The 15863-nt window shown below is 68.3% G+C and carries 11 protein-coding genes; 2 read left to right on the plus strand and 9 right to left on the minus strand.

What is annotated here, in order from left to right; translation table 11 throughout:
* Window positions 1-66: 66 nt before the first annotated feature.
* The 9 genes from RF701_RS04980 to RF701_RS05020 form a co-directional block, all read right to left on the minus strand.
* Window positions 67-1602 carry a pectate lyase gene (locus RF701_RS04980; protein WP_308814281.1) on the minus strand — a complete coding sequence of 512 codons (1536 nt, stop codon included), beginning with the start codon at window positions 1600-1602 and terminating at the stop codon, window positions 67-69.
* Window positions 1603-1642: 40 nt separating this feature from the next.
* Window positions 1643-2614 (minus strand): alpha/beta hydrolase, encoded by a 972-nt coding sequence (locus RF701_RS04985; protein ID WP_210358378.1) that lies wholly within the window; start codon window positions 2612-2614, stop codon window positions 1643-1645.
* A gap of 60 nt (window positions 2615-2674) precedes the next feature.
* The gene (locus RF701_RS04990) at window positions 2675-5701 is read right to left on the minus strand and encodes a TonB-dependent receptor (protein WP_210358377.1); all 3027 of its coding nucleotides are present in this window, start codon (window positions 5699-5701) and stop codon (window positions 2675-2677) included.
* Between the two features lie 260 nt (window positions 5702-5961).
* Window positions 5962-7518: a carboxylesterase/lipase family protein gene (locus tag RF701_RS04995; protein WP_308814282.1), complete on the minus strand. Its 1557-nt coding sequence runs from the start codon at window positions 7516-7518 to the stop codon at window positions 5962-5964.
* Window positions 7505-8515 (minus strand): sugar kinase, encoded by a 1011-nt coding sequence (locus tag RF701_RS05000; protein WP_308814284.1) that lies wholly within the window; start codon window positions 8513-8515, stop codon window positions 7505-7507. The genes RF701_RS04995 and RF701_RS05000 overlap by 14 nt, the downstream gene beginning before the upstream one ends.
* Before the next feature lie 139 nt (window positions 8516-8654).
* Window positions 8655-9413: a 2-dehydro-3-deoxy-D-gluconate 5-dehydrogenase KduD gene (kduD, locus tag RF701_RS05005; protein ID WP_210358374.1), complete on the minus strand. Its 759-nt coding sequence runs from the start codon at window positions 9411-9413 to the stop codon at window positions 8655-8657.
* Between the two features lie 5 nt (window positions 9414-9418).
* Window positions 9419-10261 carry a 5-dehydro-4-deoxy-D-glucuronate isomerase gene (kduI, locus tag RF701_RS05010; protein ID WP_308814285.1) on the minus strand — a complete coding sequence of 281 codons (843 nt, stop codon included), beginning with the start codon at window positions 10259-10261 and terminating at the stop codon, window positions 9419-9421.
* 9 nt (window positions 10262-10270) lie between these two features.
* The gene (gene uxaC, locus RF701_RS05015) at window positions 10271-11713 is read right to left on the minus strand and encodes a glucuronate isomerase (RefSeq protein ID WP_308814286.1); all 1443 of its coding nucleotides are present in this window, start codon (window positions 11711-11713) and stop codon (window positions 10271-10273) included.
* An 80-nt stretch (window positions 11714-11793) separates the two neighbouring features.
* Complete coding sequence (locus RF701_RS05020; protein WP_203310872.1) at window positions 11794-12822, minus strand: LacI family DNA-binding transcriptional regulator; 1029 nt, start codon at window positions 12820-12822, stop codon at window positions 11794-11796.
* 102 nt (window positions 12823-12924) lie between these two features.
* Between RF701_RS05020 and RF701_RS05025 the strand changes: the two genes are divergently transcribed.
* Window positions 12925-14403 (plus strand): altronate dehydratase family protein, encoded by a 1479-nt coding sequence (locus RF701_RS05025; RefSeq protein WP_308814287.1) that lies wholly within the window; start codon window positions 12925-12927, stop codon window positions 14401-14403.
* Window positions 14400-15830, plus strand: coding sequence for a mannitol dehydrogenase family protein (locus tag RF701_RS05030; RefSeq protein ID WP_308814288.1), 1431 nt, complete (start codon window positions 14400-14402; stop codon window positions 15828-15830). Before RF701_RS05025 ends, RF701_RS05030 begins: the two co-directional genes overlap by 4 nt.
* The last annotated feature ends 33 nt before the right edge of the window (window positions 15831-15863 follow it).

Below are 15863 nucleotides of genomic sequence, written 5' to 3' on the forward strand. Positions count from 1 at the left end.
GTCGGGGCATAGCATTGCGAGAGCGAATGGAGGCTTTCGCATAGTGCGGGCATAGCCGCGCGCCGATCAGAATTTGCCGGCCCCCGCGGTGGCGATGATCGCAGCCGACAGCCCCGTCGTCGGCTTCGCGACATAGGCGTAGGAGGCAATCGGCAGCCAGCTTGCTCCCGACACCAGTGGATATTTCGCGAGAAGCGGCGTCGCCACATCGACGCTTGCGCCGTTCAGCACCGTTCCCGTCGCCACGAAGGTCGCGGCACAATCCGCCGTCGTGTACCCCAAGCCGACGCAGCCACTGGTGCGCGCCGCGCTGACCGACACGCTCCACAGGCTTGCCGCCGCGGCCGCCGCGTCTCCCCCCGTGATCTGAAACACGTTGTTCTCGGCGTAGATCTTTCCGCTCTGCCCCACCGTCCAGCCGACCAACCAGGGATAATCCGCCGCGGGATCGAGCGTCCCCTCGTAATAGTTGTTGTAAACGTGGACCTGTCCGAAGCGAACGCGCGGCTGACGCTGGCGCAGGCTGCGGAAGTAATTGTCGTGGAACGTCACCTTGAGCACGCTCGGATTCTCGGCGGTGCGGCTCGCCGTGTCGGTGCCGCCGATCAGGAAAGACTTGTCGTGGTTGAAGAACAGGCTGTTCGAGATGGTGACGAGATTGCCGAGCTTGGTGACATCGACAAGCCCGTCGTGATGCTGGACCTTGAAGTCGCTGCCGCGATAGTCGACGCCCCCGACCGTCTCGGTCCAGACGGAGGGATAGGTCTTGTCGAGGCGGGCGCCGTCGCTGAACGTGCTGCGATCGATCCAGATATGCGTCGCATACAGCACGGAGATGAGGTCGTAGGCCGAGTTCCAGCGGCCGGTCGTGGAATCGGTCGGGTCCCATTGCGGGAAGAAGTCGAACGCGTCCTCGAACGTGACGTTGCGGACGACGATATTGTCGACGGGCGCGCTGCTGGTGCCGAGGATGAGATTGCCGTGGACGATGCGTGCGTCGCTGCCGAGCCCGATGATCGAGGTGTTCGACGGCACGTTGACCATCACCACCTTCTTCTGCGCGGCAGCCGCACAGGCGCGGGCGCTTTCCGGCGTGCCGGAGACGATCGTGGCATTGCCCCAGACACTGGGCCGGAACGCCGCATAATAGGCCGCCCACAGCGCGGCCTCGCTGGCGAAGCCAAATTGCGTCGCGGCGCACGAGCCCTTCACGAAATCGTCGGCACGCTGCTCGACGAGGGCCTGGTTGACGTTGAGGCTGATCGTCCCCTTGACGTAGATGATCTTCCGATCGGCATCGAGCGTGCCCGTCACGCCCCCGTCCGCGGCGATCGTCGCGGTGCCGCCGTAGAGCGCCTGCAGCAGCTCGTTGCGGTTGGTGACGGTATAGGTCCTCGCCGCCGTCGCACCGTCGCCGCCGGTCGTCCCCCCTGCCGTGCTCGCCCAGCCGTCCGCACCCAATGAGCCGATCGCGGTGGCGCTGGGCGAAGGCGACGCAGACGGCGAGGGAGACGGGTTCGTCCCGCCGCCATCACTGCCGCACGCCACGAGTACGAGCGCGGACGCGGGGATCAGCCAGCGCCCCAGTCGTCGATCGGTCATGTCTCTCTCCCTTAACGGCGGCTCTGTCGCGATCGGCCGCTCATCCCAATCCGTGCGTCTGTGCCCAGCGATGAAAGAGCTCCGGCCAGATCGCGACCGGCCGCCCCTGCGCGCGGCGCAGGCCGAAGCCGTGACCGCCCTCCGCGAACAGATGCGTCTCGACGGCGACGCCGGCCGCCTTCAGCGCCGCGCGCATGGCGAGCGTATTGTCGATCGGCACGACATCGTCATCCTCGGCGTGCACCATGAAGCAGGGCGGCGTCGCGCGCGTCACGTTGTGGGCGGGCGTATGCGCCCGCTCGCGCGCGGGCGACGCATCGGCGCCGATCAGCAGGTCGCGCGACCCCTTGTGCGCCATCGGCGCCGCCATCGACTGGACGGCATAGATGGGAGCCGCCACGTCGGGACGCGCCGACAAGGCATCGGCCGCATCGACCGGCGCATAGACGCGCGCGTCGTATCGCGTGGCGAGATCGCCGCAGACATGGCCCCCCGCCGAAAATCCCATGGCCGCGACCCGATCGGTCCTTAATCCATAGCTGGCGGCCCGCTGACGGATCAGCCGCATCGCGCGCTGGGCATCGGACAAAGCGACGTCGGGTCCCGCCGCCCAGCCGTCGCCCGGCAGACGGTAGAACAGGACGAAGACGGTATAGCCGCGCGCCGCCAGCCAGCGTCCGATCTCATAGCCCTCCTTGTCGACGACGACCCAGCGATAGCCGCCGCCCGGCGCGACCAGGACGGCGGTGCCATTGGGCGTCGCGGGGCGGAACACGGCGAGACGAGGCCGCACGATGCCGCGTACCGCGCGATCGGGGGCCTGCGCATCCTTGCTGCGATCCTCGACGGTCTCGACCGGGGGCGTCGCCGGCATACCCGGCGCCAGGCCTGGCCAGAGCGCGATCGTCTCGTCGGGCTCGACGCGCGCAGGCGTCGGGGCAGCGGGCAGACGTCCCGCAATACTGGTGGCGAAGGTGGCGACGAGCGCCTGCCTGCGATCGATCGAAGCCATCACGTGTCCCGATGACGAAGCGGCGCGCCGGCCGCGATCGGCCGGCGCGCCAGGGGAGGATCACATCTTGAAGCGCGCGCCGATCAGCACCGTGCGGCCGAAGTGGTTGTACTCGTAGTTCCGATTGGCATCGAGGTCGGTGTAGCGATCGCGATATTCGTCGGTCAGGTTCGTGCCTTCGAGCGAGACCTCGACGTTCGGCGTGAGCTTGTAGCGGACGGAGGCGTCGACGTTGATCGTCGAGTTATACCCTTCGAACACGTTGCCCGTACCGCTGTTGGCGTCGATGTACGGCCCGCGGTAGCTGACCGATCCGCGCGCGCTGAACTTCGCATCCTCGTAATAGAGCGTGCCGTTCCAGGCGCGCTTGGACAGGCCGAACAGCGTCGCGGTGCGGCGCGTGGCGACATTGGGGCCGAACGTGCAGGCCGCGGCCGGATTGGCGGCGGGGACGCAGTCGTTTACCGTGGGGCCGGACACCGAATAGGTCGCCGTGGAATCGATCAGCGTCGTGTTGGCGATCACGCCGAAGTTCTTCAGGAACCCGGGCAGGAACCGCAACGCCGTCTGGAACGAGAGCTCGACGCCCTTGAGCGACGCACCCGTGCCGTTGGTGACCGAGTTGATCGTCCACAGCTGCCCCTCCGGGTTCGCCTTGGCGGGCGAGCTGGGCGGGATGATCGAGGTGGGCAGACCGGTCGAGGCGAAGGTTCCGGTCGTCGTCACCGAAACGGGGAAGCTGTCGACGTTCTTCTTGAACAGCGCGACGGAGAAGAGCGACTGCGGCGCGAAATACCATTCGGCCGCAAGGTCGTAGGACGTCGCCCGGAACGGATCGAGGTTCGGATTGCCGAACGTGATCCGGTAGTTGAAGCCGTCGATCGAACCGCCGGGCGTCAGGTTGCCCAGGGTCGGGCGCGTGATCACCTTCGAGATCGCACCGCGAACGATGATCGATTCCGTCGGGAACAGCGCGACGTTGAGCGCCGGCAGCCAGTCATCGTAGTTGCGCTTCACGGTGACGGGCGTACCGCTGCTCAGTCCGCTCGAGGTCTGGTCGGTGTGCACGTAACGCACGCCGGCATTGGCCGCGTAGCGCAGGCCGAGGATGTCGCCCTTCACATCGAACTCGAGATAGCCGCCCTTCACCGCCTCGATCACGCTGCGGATGTTGCCGGCATCGGGCGTCAGCGCGCGATTGTAGAGGCCGGTATAGGCCGCCGAGGCCGCGATGTTGGGAATGAGCCATGTGGTCGTCGTGCCACCCGGCTGGCCAGCATTGCCGAGCGTGAAGCTTTCGGACAGCCCAGTCGCCGGATAGCCATAGACCGCGCCAGCGCCGAACTGGCTGGGCGCCGTGCAGGTGATCGTGCCGAGCACGGCGTCCTTGCCCGCCGCCGGGCAGACGACCGCGTCGCGGGTATAGCCCTTGGTATCAAACGAGAAGCGCCGGTAGACGCCGCCCGCCTTGATCTGGAAGCCGTCCGTCACATCCCATTCGGTGCGCAGCTGCGCGTTGCGGAACCTGTTGACCGTGTCGGACGGCCGGTCGCGGATTTCGGCGAGCTGGAAGTTCGCCGGATCGGTCATCGAGGTGCCGAAGCTCAGCACCGGGCTGCGCGAATTGGTATAGTCGTAGCTGTAATTCTGCGCCGACCGGTTGTCGAAGACGAAGGTCGTCTCGATCGGGATCGACGCGTCCGATTTCGATATGCCGCCCAGGAAGGTAAAACGGAACTTGTCGGTGACGTTCTGATCCCAGCTGCCGCCGATCTGGTAGAACTCCGTTTCCGACCGGCGCAGATAATGTTCGGTGCGAACATAGGCGTCGTTCAGCGTCGCGGCGACCATGTTGCCGTTCGAATCGTACTTGGGGTTGAGCACGTCGATCGAGCGTTCGTTCGACCGGAGCAGCACCTCGCCCCACTTTTCCTCGCGGTCTTCCTTGAAGCGCGAGTAGAGGCCGTCGATCGACACCTTCGTCGCCTCGCTCGGTGCGAACTGGATGCTGCCGGTGATGCCCAACCGCTCGCGATCATGGCGGATCTCGCCGTAGCGCGGGATGCGCGGATGGAAGGCGAGCGCCGCCTGGGTACAGGCCGTGCTGGGCCGGTAGAAACCGCCGGCATTGGCGACGCGCGTGCTGCTGGTGTTGCTGGAATAGAAACAGGGAACGCCATCGACCGAGTCGAAGCGCGCCTGTGCCCAGCGCGTCGTGTTGTTGCCGAGCTCGAGGTTGTTGGTCTTGCTATAGGCCGCGGAGACCGAGGCGCCGAACGTGCCCGCCTCGTTCTTGTAGGACAGCAGGCCGGCGATGCGCGGCCCCCAGTTCTTCGAAAGGTCGTTGTAGCTCGCCTGCGTCGAGCCGACGAGCGTCACGCCCCGCTTCCCGCCCAGCGGATTGCCGGTGTTGAGGTCGACAACCGCACCGAGCGAGCCCTCGTCGAGGGAAGCCTCGGCGGTCTTGTGGACGACGATCGAGTTGAACAGCTCGGACGCGAAGACGTTGAAGTCGAACGCGCGATCGCGATTGGCACTGGCGCCGTCGGTGGAGGTGGCGACCGTCTCCATGCCGTTGACGCGGACGCGGGTGAACTGCGCGCCGAGTCCGCGGACGGTGATCGCCCGCCCCTCGCCCGCGTCGCGCTGGATCGAGATGCCCGGGATCCGCTGCAGCGATTCCGCCAGGTTCTGATCGGGGAATTTCGCGATATCCTCCGCGACGATCGCGTCGACCGCCGCGACCGACTCGCGCTTGACGTTGAGCGCCGCGTCGAGGGACCGGCGAAAGCCGGTGACGACGATATCGGGCGCATTGGCGTCGTCCTGCTGCGGCGCGGTGACCGCGGCCTCGTCCGCCGCCTGCGGTGCCGCCTCGCCCGGCGTGGCGGCGGGCGGGACGACCGCGGTCTGCGCCGGAGAGGGATCGACATGGGGCGGATTGCCCGGCGTGGGCGTAGCCGGAACCTGCGCGGCCTGCGCCAGCGCGATACCCGGCATGGCAAGCGCGAGCATCAGCGCACCAGCCGAAATCCCCCGCAACTGACGCGTGCGCGCCGTCTTCAGCACCGCGAAACCGTCCGCCATCTCACTCTCCCCTGTGCCCCCTGACGGAGGCGACTCGTTCTGACACCGGTTACGCACATGACGTAAGCAACCGGGTGCAAATCCATGTCCAGGGAGGGCCTTTCACGCGAAGCCGTCGCGCTTTTCCTCGATCCTCCCCGGGGTTAGCGGGTCTCGGCCCGCTTCGCCCACGCTGTTTGTGCGCGCTACGGTAACCGGTGTCAACACCGTTTGGGATGGTCCTTCGAAACAATTTGAGGGTCCTTCGCGGCTGCGCCGGATCAGGTACCCGGCTGGACGTAGGGAACGCGCGCGAACAATTCGCGCTGCCAGCGCCGAGGGTCCTGCTCCACGCGGGACCGCGTGTCGAAGATCATCGTCGCGCGGCTGTCGAGCGCATAGCGGGGCCAGCGCATCAGTCCGGCATGGTTGGGATCGCCGGTGCGGGCGAAGGCGACGAAACTGTCCTGCATGGCCGCGCTGGCGCTACGAGCATCCGCCGCGGTTCCGGTCTGCGATCCGGCCGCGCCCAAGGTGCCGAACACGAGCGGGATGTCCATCGTGTGGAAGGCGCGGCGCCGCGGATCGGTACGCGAGGTGAAGTCCACCTGATAGACGAAAGCGGGCACCCCGGCGGCGGCGCGCGCCTCCGCCTCGATCACCTGGCCCCGCCAGCTTCGGCCCGCGGTGGTCGCGTCGTAGAAGATGTCGGTGGGCGACCAGTCGGGATAGCGCGCGCGATACTGCGCGACGACCCATTCGGGAAGGATGTCGATCTTCAGCTCCGGCGCCATCCGATCGGCGAGATTGTCCCAGGTCAGGCCACGCACCAACGGCGAGTCGGGCGACAGGAACGCGCGCGTCTCGTCATGCACGTTGCCGAGCATCATGGGGATGGGATTGCCGATCGGATCGGCATCGGGCCAGAAGGGATGGCGCGTCAGCCATGTCATGTCGAGCACCGGGCCGAAATACAGCCCGCCGCCCAGGATCGGATCGCGCGCGTCGAGCGCCTCGACAAGCCGCGGCACCGGCACCGCGAACAAGGCCGACAGATCGCGCTCGGGCACCTTCAACGCCGCCAGATACGCGCGCGCGCGCTCGGTGGCGTGGAGCGGACCGGACGCGGTGACCTGTTGCCCGCTCATCGTCGCCGCGCGGTGGAACAGGCCGCGTGCCGCCACCATGCCCATCATCGTCGCGATCTTCGCGCCGCCACCCGATTGGCCGAACACCATCACGCGGGACGGGTCGCCGCCGAACGCGACGATATGGTCACGCACCCATTTCAGCGCGAGGATCAGGTCAAGCTGGCCGGCATTGCCGCTGTCCGGGAAGCGAGGGTCCAGCCGGGCAAGATAGAGATAGCCAAGCGCGTTGAGACGGTGATTGACCGTGACCACGACGACGTCGCCCCGGGCGGCGAGTAGCTGCCCGTCGTTCAGCGGGTCGGTGACGCTGCCATTCGAATAGGCGCCGCCGTGGATGTAGAGCATCACCGGCTTGCGCGCCCGCGCATCCGGCTCGGCGGTCCAGATATTGAGGTAGAGGCATTCCTCGTCCTGCGGGGCGTAGGGGCCGCGCTGCGGACATACCGGGCCGAAGGCGTCGGCGGCGAAGGTCCGCCCGGGCGCGGCGAATGCGACGGGCGCGCGGAAGCGCGGCGCGCTGCCATAGCGAATGCCCCGAAAGGCGCGGACGCCGCCTTCGCGCGTGCCGACGAAATCGCCGGCCCGCGTGTGGACGGCGCCCGTCACCGCGGCATGGCCGGCGCTCGCGGCGAGCGCCGCACCCGCGCCGATGACGCCGCGCCGCGTCCAGCCATCAGCGACGGACATCGAGGCCTCCGTCGAGATAGGCCTGGATATCCGCCTCGCGGAACAGCGACGCGTCGCCGGGCAGCGAATGCTTGAGCGCGGCGAGCGCGAGGCCGGTCCGCGCCTGCGTCTCCAGGTCGTCGCCGCGGCGGAGCGCGTGCAGCACGCCCGCCGCGAAGGCGTCGCCCCCGCCGATCCGGTCGACGATACCGGCCAGCTCGACGTCGGCGGTCTGGACCTGCGCATCGCGCGTGTCGATCCGCGCGGCGAGGCGATGCAGGTCGACATGCGCGACGTGGCGCGCGGTCGACGCGATCATCTGCAGGCGCGGAAAGGCGGCGAAGGCGGCTTCGGCCGCGGCGCGGCGGCGGTCCTCGCCGTCTCCGTTGAAATCGTCGCGACCGAGCAGCAGCGCGACGTCGCGATGGTTGCCGAACATGACGTCGGCATGGTCGACGAGGCGGGTGAGGATCGAGCGCGGATCGCTGTCCCAGCGCTCCCACAACTTGCCCCGCCAATTGCCGTCGAACGACACGGCGATGCCGCGCGCGGTCGCCGCCTCCGCCGCCGCGATCGCGGCCTCCGCCGGAACGGGCCCGAGCGCGGGCGTGATCCCCGACAGATGCAGCCGGTCGACGCCGGCGAGGATCGCCCCCCAGTCCCATGACGCGGCCGGCGCCTCCGCGAAGGCCGAACCGGCGCGGTCGTAGATCACTTCGGTGGCCCGCAGGCCTGCGCCGGACGTGACGAAGTACAGGCCCATGCGCGCGCCGCCGAGCTGGATCGCGGTGGTGTCCACGCCATGGCCTCGCAGCGTCGTGATCGCATGGCGTCCAAGGTCGTTGTCGGGGACGCGGCTGGCGAAACCGACGTCGTGGCCAAGCCGCGCGAGCTGCGTCGCGACGTTCGCCTCCGCCCCGGCGACCCAGACGTCGAAGCGCGGCGTCTGCAAGAGCAGCTCGCGGCCGGGGGGCGAGAGCCGCAGCATGATCTCGCCGAACGCCAGGAATCTGCCCATGCCACCCTCTCCTTACTTTCGTCCCACTCCTGCCTCGCAGGCGACGGGAGGCGGGGCAGCGCGGCAGCGCCTGCCCCTTCCGCCGCGCGCGTCGAGAGCTCCCCCCCCCGCCCGCGGCGCGCGGCGGATCGTTACCGTGTCACCGCGCCAGCCAGCCGCCGTCGACCGCCAGGATATGGCCTTGCACATAGGCGGCCGCATCGCTCGCCAGAAACACCGCGGCGCCGCCGAGATCGGCCGGATCGCCCCAGCGGCCCGCCGGGATGCGATCGACGATCGCGGCATTGCGCGCCGCGTCCGCCTGCAGCGCGGCGGTGTTGTTGGTGGCGATATAGCCGGGCGCGATGGCGTTGACGGTCACGCCATGCTTCGCCCATTCGTTCGCGAGCAGCTTGGTGAGGCCGCCGATGCCGCTTTTCGACGCGGTGTAGCTCGGCACGCGGATCCCGCCCTGGAAGGTCAGCATCGACGCGATGTTGATGATCCTGCCGCCGCCGCTGGCGATCATGTGCCGCCCGGCCGCCTGGCACAGGAAGAACACCGACTTCAGATTGGTATCGACGACCGCGTCCCAATCCGCCTCGGTGAAGTCGACCGCGTCGGCGCGGCGGATGATCCCGGCATTGTTGACGAGGATGTCGAGCCGACCCAGCTTGGCGACGGTTTCGTCGACGACGCGCGCGACGGGCTCGATCGTGGAGAGATCGGCGCTCACGATCTCCGCGCGGCGCCCGGCCTGGCGAATGCGGGCGACGGTTTCCTCGGCGGGCGTGCGGCCAACGCAGGCGACGTCGGCGCCCGCCTCCGCGAGCGCCACCGCGATCGCCTGGCCGATGCCCGTATTGGCGCCGGTGACGACCGCGACCCTGCCGCTGAGATCGAAGGGGTTGCTGCCCATTGCGATCAGGCCAGCTGGCAGATGTCGAGGACGTTCATGTCGGTATAGTCCTGGTTCTCACCCGCCATCGCCCAGATGAAGGCATAGGCCTTGGTGCCGGCGCCCATGTGGATCGACCAGGGCGGACTGATCACCGCCTCCTCGTTCGCCATGACGATGTGGCGCGTGGCCTCGCCCTCGCCCATGAAATGCATGACGCGATCGGTGTCGAGATTGTCGAGCTCGAAGTAGAAATAGATCTCGCTGCGCCGCTCGTGCACGTGCGGCGGCATCGTGTTCCACACGCTGCCGGGCTTGAGCACGGTCAGGCCCATGACCAGCTGCGCGCTGTCGCACACGCCCGGAATGACGAGCTGGTAGATCGTGCGCTCGTTCGACTCCGCCAGGCTGCCGCGCTCGAGCGCATTGGCGTCGGCGATGCCGAGCTTTCGCGTCGTGAACGCCCGATGCGCCGGGCAGGAGGCGAGGTAGAACCGCGCGCCCGCGCCGGAGAATTCCACGTCCTTCGCGCCCATCGTGACATAGAGGCAATCCTTGTTGCCCAGCGTGAACGTCTCTCCGTCGACGGTGACGCCCCCCTCGACGCTGCCGACGTTGACGATCGCGAGTTCGCGGCGTTCGAGGAAGGGATGGCCCTTGGCGGACGCGGGCTCCGTCTGGTCCGGCAGCCTGACGGCGCCGTCCGCGACCGCCACGCCGCCGATCACGAACCGGTCGGCGTGCGTATAGTTCAGCACGCATTCGCCGTCGCGGAACAGCCCCTGGATGAGATAGCGGTCGCGCAGTTCGTCGTTGGAGACGCATTCCATCATGTCGGGATGCGTGGCGTAATAGGTGCGGTCGAACATGGCGTTTCCTCAGGCCGCCGCGGCGGCGGGTTCGGGTTGATCGATACGATAGGCGCGGCGGACGAGACCGCTGGTCAGCTCGTGCGCGAGCTCGGCCGCCTCCCAGTCCTCCAGCCGATGCTCGGCGACGAGGCGGGCAAGGAACGCGCAGTCGATGCGGCGCGCGACGTCGTGGCGCGCGGGGATCGACAGGAAGGCGCGCGTATCGTCGTTGAAGCCGACGGTGTTGTAGAAGCCCGCGGTCTCCGTCGTCATCTCGCGGAAGCGTCGCATCCCCTCGGGACTGTCGTGAAACCACCACGCCGGCCCCAGCTTCAGGCAGGGATAATGGCCGGCGAGCGGCGCCAGCTCGCGCGCGTAGCTGCTCTCGTCGAGCGTGAACAGGATGATCGACAGGTCACGCTGCGTCCCGACGACGTCGAGCATCGGCTTCAGCGCATGGACGTAGTCGGTGCGGGTCGGAATGTCCGCGCCCTTGTCGCGCCCATGGCTGGCGAACAGGCCGGCATTGTGGTTGCGGAACGAGCCCGGATGGATCTGCATCACCATACCATCTTCCACGCTCATCCGCGCCATTTCGGTGAGCATCTGCGCGCGGAAGAGCTCGGCATCGGCGGCGTCGGCATCGCCGCCGACGATGCGCCCGAACAGCGTCTCGCATTCGGCGGTCGAGAGGTTTGCGGTCTGCGCGGTCGGATGGCCATGATCCGTCGCGGTGGCGCCGGCGGCGCGAAAATCCGCCCGGCGCTTGCGATGCGCGGCGAGATAGCCGCGCCAGTCGTAGACGTCCTCGCCGGTCAGTTCGGCGAAACGGCGCATCGCGCCCGCGAACTGCTCATGCTCGACGTCGATCACGCCATCCGGGCGATAGGTGGTGACGACCCGGCCGCCCCAGCCCGAGGCGCGGATGCGGTGATGCGCGTCGAGACTGTCCTGCGCGCCCTCGGTCGTGGCGAGGAAATCGATATGGAATGAATCGAACAACGCGCGCGGTCGGAAGGCGGGCGTCGCGAGCCGGTCGCCGATCGCGTCATAATAATGGTCGGCGGTGCCGGCCTCCAGCATCTGGTCGAGCCCGAACACGTCGGCGAAGACATGGTCGAGCCACAGGCGGGACGGCGTTCCGCGGAACAGATGATAGTGGCTCGCGAACAGCCGCCACGCCGCGCGCGGATCCGTTGCAGGAACGCCGGCGCGATGCGGGATCGCCAGCGCGTCGAGGTCGACGCCCTGGCTGTACAGCATACGAAAGATATAGTGATCGGGCGCGAGCAGCAGCTCGGTCGCGTTCGACCAGGCGGCATCCTCGGCAAACCACCGTGGGTCGGTATGCCCGTGGGGACTCACGATCGGCAGGCCGGCGATGTCCGCGTAGAGCGCCCGCGCGATCGCACGGGTGTCCGCATCAGCGGGAAACAGGCGGTCGGGATCGAGGCGTAGCGCCCTTGGCATCGTGATCCTCTCGAAAACGCTTATCGATTAGCGATGGGCCATGGGGTAACCGGTGTCAGGCGCAGGCGCAACCCCCGTGCTCATTCGCGCGGCACGGCAACCGAGCCGCGCCGGATGAGCGTGGACAGGAACAACGACGGCTCCTCCACCGCCGGCTCCTGCTCGACGCCGCCGGCGATCAGCTTGAGCGCCGCGGACCGCGCCATCGAGGCGATCGGCCATCGCACCGTCGTCAGCGGCGGCCAGACATGCGCGGCGATCGGCGTGTCGTCGAACCCGACGATCGAGAGGTCGCGCGGAATGTCGAGTCCGCGCTGGCGCGCGGCATGGATGACGCCCGCCGCCATCTCGTCGTTCGAGGAGAAGATCGCGGTGGGGCGTGGCACGACGTCGAGCAGCCGCTCGGCCGCGACCAGCCCCGAATCGAACGTGTAGTTGCCGTCGGCGATCATCGAGCGCGGCAGGGCGATACCCGCCGCCGCCAGCGCATCCTCGAACCCCTGCCGACGTTCGCGCGCCGACCGGAACCCGTGCGGACCGGCAACGAGGCCGATGCGGCGATGGCCCTGCTCGATCAGGAACGAGACCGCGGCATGGACCGCCTCGCGGTCGTTCGAGGCGACCATATGATCCGTGTCGTCGAGCATCGCCGACCCCATGCGCACGTACCGGCAACCGATGTCGTCGCACAGCCGCGCGACCGAATCGTTCTCGCTGATCGGGGGCATCAGCAACACGCCGAACAGACGTTGCCGCTCCAGGAAATGACGCAGGTCGTCGAGCATCGTCGCCGAGCCGCGATCCAAGGGCCGCACGACCATTTCGAACTCCGTCCCGTGGAGCGCCTCCAGCATGCCCTGCTGCACGTTCATGACGGTCTGCGCATTGGGATTGTCGTGGACGAGCCCGATCAGGAAGTTGCGACGGAGCGCCAGCGCCCGTGCCTGGGGATTGGGGATGTAGCCGAGTTCGGCGATCACCTCTTCGACACGCCGCCGCGTATCCTCGTTGAGGAGAGGCGAGCGGTTGATGACCCGGCTGACCGTCTTCTTGGAAACGCCGGCGATCCGCGCGACATCGTTGATCGTGGACTGCCCGGTCTTCTGCATGGCGCGAGGTGTATCGTGGCGATCGTGATCCCGCCAGTCCCGCCGCCTTGCTTTCGCGGCGCAACGGGACCAAAATGTGACACCGGTTACCAAGGATCAGGCATGACAAGGGCTTTGCGGGTCGCTCCCGAGGACACGGTGGCGACGATGCTGGACGACGGTGCGGCGGGTGAGATCGTTTCGGTCGATGGCGGTTCGATCGCCTTGGCGGAAGACGTCGGCCGGGGCCACAAGGTCGCGCTCGTCCCGATCGCGGCAAACGCGGCGGTGCTGAAATACGGTTCGCCGATCGGCCGCGCCACGCAGCCCATCGCCGCGGGCCGGCATGTGCACAGCCACAATCTGGCGACGTTGCTCGACGCGACGCTGGACTATCGCTTCGCGCCGCAACCGCCGGCCGCCCTTCCCTCCGCGCCGGAGGCATCGTTCCTCGGTTACCCTCGCGCGGATGGCCGCGTCGCGACACGGAACGAGATCTGGATACTGCCGACGGTGGGATGCGTCGCACGTACCGCCGCGCGTATCGCCGCGCGCGCCGCCCCTATGGTCGAAGGGTTGATCGACGGTGTCCACGTCTTCGCGCATCCGCATGGCTGTTCGCAGCTGGGCGACGATCTGGGTGGAACGCGGGCGATCCTGGCCGGGCTGGCCAGCCATCCCAATGCGGGTGGCGTGCTGATCGTCGGTCTGGGGTGCGAGGAAAACCAGGTCGCCGCCCTGATCGAGGCGATCGCGCCGCATCATCGTGCCCGCATCGCCACGCTGATCGCGCAGGACTGCACGGACGAGGTCACCGATGGCGTCGACGCGGTCGTCGCGCTCGCCAGGGCTGCGGAGGCGAAACGCGTCCCCCGCCCGCTGTCGGACCTGGTGATCGGCGTCAAGTGCGGGGGGTCGGACGGCCTGTCGGGACTTACCGCCAATCCGCTCGTCGGCCGTATCAGCGACCGCGTCGCCGCCGCCGGCGGGCAGGTCATCTTCACCGAAATCCCCGAAATCTTCGGCGCCGAGCAGATGCTCATGGACCGCGCCGTCGATCACACGGTGTTCGACGGCATCGTCGGCGTGGTCAACGGCTTCAAGCAATATTTCCTCGACCATGGCGAACCGGTGTCCGAGAACCCGTCACCGGGCAATGTCGCCGGAGGAATCACGACGTTGGAGGAAAAGTCGCTGGGCGCCGTACAGAAGGCGGGCCGCGCGCCGATCGCGGACGTGATCGGCTATGGCACCGCGGCGACCCGGCGCGGGCTGACGCTGCTGGAGGCGCCCGGCAACGACGCGGTGTCGTCGACCGCGCTCGCAGCCGCGGGCGCGACGGCGATCCTGTTCACGACCGGGCGCGGAACGCCGCTCGGCTTCCCCGTGCCCACGCTCAAGATCGCATCGAACAGCGACCTTGCCCGGCGCAAGCCCGGCTGGATCGACTTCGACGCGGGCCGGGTGCTGGACGAGGGGTTCGACGCGGCATCGGCGGCGCTGCTCGACACGATCGTCGCGGTCGCGTCGGGGACGGCGACGGCGGCCGAGCGCAACAGCGAACGCGAGATCGCGATCTGGAAGCGGGGTGTCACGCTATGAGACTGTCACGGACCACATTGGCCAGCATCCCCGCGGGCATCGCGACGCCCCTTGGGCGAGCGGAGCCGGCGATCGGCATCGTGCATTTCGGGCCGGGCGCCTTTCACCGCGCACATCAGGCGAGCTATATCGACGATCTGCTGGCGCGGGATTCGCGCTGGGGAATCGCCGCGGCATCGCTGCGCAGCGCGGGAACGATCGAAGCGCTGGCGGCACAGGACGGGCTGTACACGCTCGCCGTGCGGGACGCGACGCCGACCATGCGCGTCATCGGTGCGCACAAGCGCTTCCTGGGCCCTGGCGACCATCGGGCGCTTGCCGGACTGCTGGCGGACCCGGCGGTCCAGCTGGTGACGATGACGGTGACGGAAAAGGGCTATTGCCTGCGCGCCGACGGGACGCTGGACCTGACGCATCCGGACATCGCGCACGACCTAGCCGGAGGCGTGCCGCGCAGCATCGTCGGATGGCTGGTGGCTGGCCTGTCCGCGCGGCGCGCGGCCGGCGCGCCGCCGTTCATGCCGATGCCCTGCGACAATTTGGCCAACAACGGCACCAAGTTGCACGCGGCGCTCGTCGCCTTCGCCGCCGAACGCGATGCGGATCTCGCCGCCTGGATCGCCGCCGGCGTACGCGTGCCCTGCACCATGGTCGACTCGATCACGCCTGCGACGGACGCGGCGCTGATCGCCGACACGACCGCGGCGCTGGGGATGGAGGATGCCATACCTGTGCAGCGCGAGGCGTTCCGGCAATGGGTGATCGAGGATGTCGGCGGCGAGGCGCTCGCGGCGCTGGCGAGCGTCGGCGCGACGGTGACGAACGACGTGGCCGGTTACGAGCGGGCAAAGCTTCGCATCCTCAACGGCTCACATTCGACGCTGGCCTATCTGGGTCTTTTGCGCGGCGCGACGGATGTCGCGGGGGCCATGGCGGACGCCGAGCTGGCGGACTTCGTCGCGCGCATGATCCGGCAGGACATCGTGCCGACGCTGCCGGACCTTCCCGGCCTGGATCTCGGTCAGTATGCGGAGGCAATCCTGGCGCGGTTCCGCAACCCCGCGATCGTGCATCGGCTCGATCAGATCGCGCAGGACGGATCGCAAAAGCTGCCCTACCGCCTCGGCGATACGCTGGCGGCCAACCGTGCGGCGGGGCGGATGCCGGATCATGCGGTGCGGGCCCTTGGCGGATGGGTCGCGTTCCTGATCGCGCGGGCGAATACTGACACCGGGGTCATCGATCCCGCGGCGGAGCGTTTGCGCGCGATCGCGGCGGCGCGGGACCCCTATGCCGTCGTCGACGGTCTCGTCGCCGCGGGTTTCCTGGTTCCCGCCGCGCTGTCGGGCGATCGCGCCGTCCTGTCCGCGATCGGCGATGCGGCGAGCGCGGCGTCGGAAAACCGCTGGACGGATTTTTTCGCGTGAGCGTCAGGTCGGGCGGCTTGTCAATGACACCGG

This window comes from Sphingomonas sp. GV3, from assembly GCF_031082075.1.
Classification (GTDB): domain Bacteria; phylum Pseudomonadota; class Alphaproteobacteria; order Sphingomonadales; family Sphingomonadaceae; genus Sphingomonas; species Sphingomonas beigongshangi.

Excerpts from the sequence above, each read along its gene's own strand:
- RF701_RS04980 (WP_308814281.1), bottom strand. The coding sequence starts at position 1,602 with ATGACCGATCGACGACTGGGGCGCTGGCTGATCCCCGCGTCCGCGCTC.
- RF701_RS04985 (WP_210358378.1), bottom strand. The coding sequence starts at position 2,614 with ATGGCTTCGATCGATCGCAGGCAGGCGCTCGTCGCCACCTTCGCCACC.
- RF701_RS04990 (WP_210358377.1), bottom strand. The coding sequence starts at position 5,701 with ATGGCGGACGGTTTCGCGGTGCTGAAGACGGCGCGCACGCGTCAGTTG.
- RF701_RS04995 (WP_308814282.1), bottom strand. The coding sequence starts at position 7,518 with ATGTCCGTCGCTGATGGCTGGACGCGGCGCGGCGTCATCGGCGCGGGT.
- RF701_RS05000 (WP_308814284.1), bottom strand. The coding sequence starts at position 8,515 with ATGGGCAGATTCCTGGCGTTCGGCGAGATCATGCTGCGGCTCTCGCCC.
- kduD (WP_210358374.1), bottom strand. The coding sequence starts at position 9,413 with ATGGGCAGCAACCCCTTCGATCTCAGCGGCAGGGTCGCGGTCGTCACC.
- kduI (WP_308814285.1), bottom strand. The coding sequence starts at position 10,261 with ATGTTCGACCGCACCTATTACGCCACGCATCCCGACATGATGGAATGC.
- uxaC (WP_308814286.1), bottom strand. The coding sequence starts at position 11,713 with ATGCCAAGGGCGCTACGCCTCGATCCCGACCGCCTGTTTCCCGCTGAT.
- RF701_RS05020 (WP_203310872.1), bottom strand. The coding sequence starts at position 12,822 with ATGCAGAAGACCGGGCAGTCCACGATCAACGATGTCGCGCGGATCGCC.
- RF701_RS05025 (WP_308814287.1), top strand. The coding sequence starts at position 12,925 with ATGACAAGGGCTTTGCGGGTCGCTCCCGAGGACACGGTGGCGACGATG.
- RF701_RS05030 (WP_308814288.1), top strand. The coding sequence starts at position 14,400 with ATGAGACTGTCACGGACCACATTGGCCAGCATCCCCGCGGGCATCGCG.